At 72.0% G+C, this 2,924-nt stretch carries 2 protein-coding genes and 2 pseudogenes; all 4 read right to left on the reverse strand.

Annotated elements, in window-relative coordinates; translation table 11 throughout:
• Positions 1-84: 84 nt before the first annotated feature.
• Entirely contained in the window at positions 85-759 is a 675-nt protein-coding gene (locus tag ACRX5S_RS40880) for a MogA/MoaB family molybdenum cofactor biosynthesis protein (protein ID WP_436778373.1), read from the reverse strand.
• Between the two features lie 155 nt (positions 760-914).
• Positions 915-1,340, reverse strand: a pseudogene (gene moaC / locus ACRX5S_RS40885) (cyclic pyranopterin monophosphate synthase MoaC); the annotation flags it as partial.
• Positions 1,341-1,601: 261 nt separating this feature from the next.
• A complete protein-coding gene (gene glp, locus ACRX5S_RS40890) occupies positions 1,602-2,819 on the reverse strand; it encodes a molybdotransferase-like divisome protein Glp (RefSeq protein WP_436778374.1) in 1,218 nt (405 codons plus the stop codon).
• Positions 2,816-2,924: pseudogene (locus ACRX5S_RS40895) on the reverse strand (UTP--glucose-1-phosphate uridylyltransferase); the annotation flags it as partial. The gene glp and the pseudogene ACRX5S_RS40895, both read right to left, overlap by 4 nt.

The raw sequence follows: 2,924 nt of genomic DNA on the forward strand, positions 1-2,924 counted from the left end.
CCTCCTGCCACACGTCGGCATCCCGGCCGCGGATCGGCCGAAGGGCGACGCGCCCTTCGGCCAACTCCACCGGCCAGCCGCGGATCAGGAGTTGCCCCACGGAGGCTGGGACGAGTAACCGCCGCCGCCGAACCCTCCCCCGCCGAAGCCGCCGCCCTGCTGCGGCTGGCCGTACCCGCCCTGGTTGCCGTACCCGCCCTGGCCGGAGAACCCGCCCTGCTGCTGGCCGCCGTAGCCCGCGGCCGGGCCGCCGCCGAAGCCGCCCTGGCCGTGGTCGCCGCCCTGCAACTGCTGGACGGCGTGGACGAGCACCTTGCCCAGCACCGCCATGCCGTCGCGCGCGCCGCCCGCCGAGCCCGGCAGATTGACGATGAGGCTGCGGTAGACCCACTGCGCGTCCTGGACGACCGCCACACCGGCGATGCCGCGCGACAGGGCCGCGGTCGGCACCTTGTCGAAGTTGTACGCGCGGATGGCCTCGGCGATGCCCGGCACCTCGAACGAGATCACCCGGCGCGTCATCTCGGGAGTCTGGTCCATCGGCGTGAGCCCGGTGCCGCCGGTCGTGACGATCACCTCGAAGTGCTGCGACACGGCGTCGCGCAGCGCCTGGGCGACCGGTTCGCCGTCCGGCACCACGACCGGGCCGCGCACCTGGAAACCGAGCCGGGTCAGCTCCTGCTGGATGATCGGACCGCTCTCGTCCCCGTACGTGCCCTGCGCGGCCCGCGTCGACGCGGTGATGACCATGGCTTTCATGAGTCCTGCCTTCCGTCCCCTGGGACCGGCGCGGGCGGGCTCTCCCCGGCCGCCGCACCGGTCGTGTCCCCGTTGTCGGGCGTACTGCCGGGCGTATCGCCGGGCGTTGTGCCGTGCTCGGTGGCCGCCGCGCCGCCGGTGCCGGTACCCGCGCCCGCGCGCGACCAGTCGCCGGACACCCCGCCGGTCTTCTCCTCGACGCGCACGTCGGTGATGACCGCCCCCGGGTCGACGGCCTTGACCATGTCGACGACGGTCAGCGCGGCGACCGAGACCGCGGTCAGCGCCTCCATCTCGACGCCCGTGCGGTCGGCGGTACGCACCGTCGCGGTGATGGCCACCGCGTCGTCCTCCACCACCAGGTCCACCGCCACGCCGTGGATGGCGATCGGGTGGCACAGCGGCACGAGGTCGGGAGTGCGCTTGGCGGCCATGATGCCCGCGATACGCGCGGTCGCGATGGCGTCACCCTTGGGGACGCCCTCGCCGCGCAGCAGTTCGACCACGCGCGGCGACACGCGTACGCGCCCGCTCGCGCGCCCGGTCCGCACCGAGACCTGTTTGGCGGAAACGTCGACCATGCGGGCCGCGCCCGACTCGTCGACGTGCGTCAATGTCTCGCCGCGCACCGTTCTCCCTCTCGTGCCCGTGGGTCCGACGAGGCAACGTTACTTGGGCGGGAGGCCGTGCCGGGGGAACCGGGTGATCGGAGATCGACGGTCTCGGCGGTCGCGGCGATTCGCAGGCTCACAGGTTCTGCGGCTCGGACCTTCTGCGGCTCAGAGATCTGCGGTTCACAGCTTCAGGGCTTCAGGGCTTCAGGGCTTCAGGGCTTCAGGGCTTCAGAGCAGCATGACGTCGACGTCGGCCCCGCGCTCCACCTCGGCGGCCTCCTCCGGCACCACGATCAGCGCGTTGGCCAGTGCCAGGCTGCCGATCAGGTGCGACCCGTGCCCGCCCACCGGCGCCACGGTGCCCGGCTCCGCCGCGTCCTCGGCCGGGGTGTAGCGCGCCCGGACGAACTGCCGCTTGCCCTCCGGTGACCGGAAGCCGCCCTCGCAGCGGGCGCGGACGACAGTGCGGGCCAGTTCCTCGGTGCCCTGCATGCGCAGCAGAGCCGGGCGTACGAAGACCTCGAAGGACACGAACGCGCTCACCGGGTTGCCCGGCAGCGTGAAGATCGGTGTGTCGTCCGGCCCGATCGTGCCGAACCCCTGTGGCATCCCCGGCTGCATCGCGACCTTCTCGAACGCGACCGTGCCCAGGTCCGACAGCACTTCCTTGACGACGTCGTACGCCCCCGCGCTCACACCGCCGGTCGTCACCACGACGTCCGCGCGGATGAGCTGGTCCTCGATCGTGTCGATGAGAGCCTTGGGATCGTCCGCGACGTTCCCCACGCGGTACGCAATTGCACCTGCCTCGCGCGCCGCCGCGGTGAGCATGTAGCTGTTCGAGTCGCGGATCTGGCCCGCGGTCAACGGCCTTCCCGGCGGCACCAGTTCACTGCCGGTGGAGAGGATCACGACGCGCGGCTTGGGGCGTACCCGAATGCGGTCGCGGCCGATGGCCGCGAGGAGGCCGACCTGTGCCGAGCCCAGTTCGGTGCCGCCGGGCAGCACGGTCTGGCCGGCCGCCACGTCGTCGCCGCGCCGCCGGATGTACTGGCCTTCGTCGGGCGAGCGCGTGATCCGCACGGTCGGCATGCCCGCGTCGGTCCACTCGACCGGGACGATCGCCTCGGTGCCCTCGGGAATCGGCGCGCCGGTCATGATGCGCGCGCACGTGCCGGGCTCGATGGGCGAATCCGAGGAACTGCCGGCCGCGATGTCGGCGATGACGTCGAGGACCACCGGGTAGCGCTCACCGGCATCCGCGACGTCGGCGAGGCGCACCGCGTACCCGTCCATGGACGAGTTGTCGAAGGGCGGAAGGTCGCCGGTTGCGGCGACGTCGTCGACGAGCAGGCTGCCGTGCGCGTCCAGGAGCTGGAGTTCGAGCGGTGACAAGGGCGCCACCCGTTCGAGGATTCCGGTCAGGTGCTCCTCGACGCTCTTCATCCCCGCAGCTCCTCGTCGACATACGTTTTCAGCCAGGCCCGGAATTCCGGCCCCAGGTCTTCACGCTCGCACGCAAGTCTGACGATAGCCCGCAGATAGTCCCCG

Origin of the sequence: Yinghuangia sp. YIM S09857 (assembly GCF_051388915.1) — a bacterium.
GTDB lineage: Bacteria > Actinomycetota > Actinomycetes > Streptomycetales > Streptomycetaceae > Yinghuangia.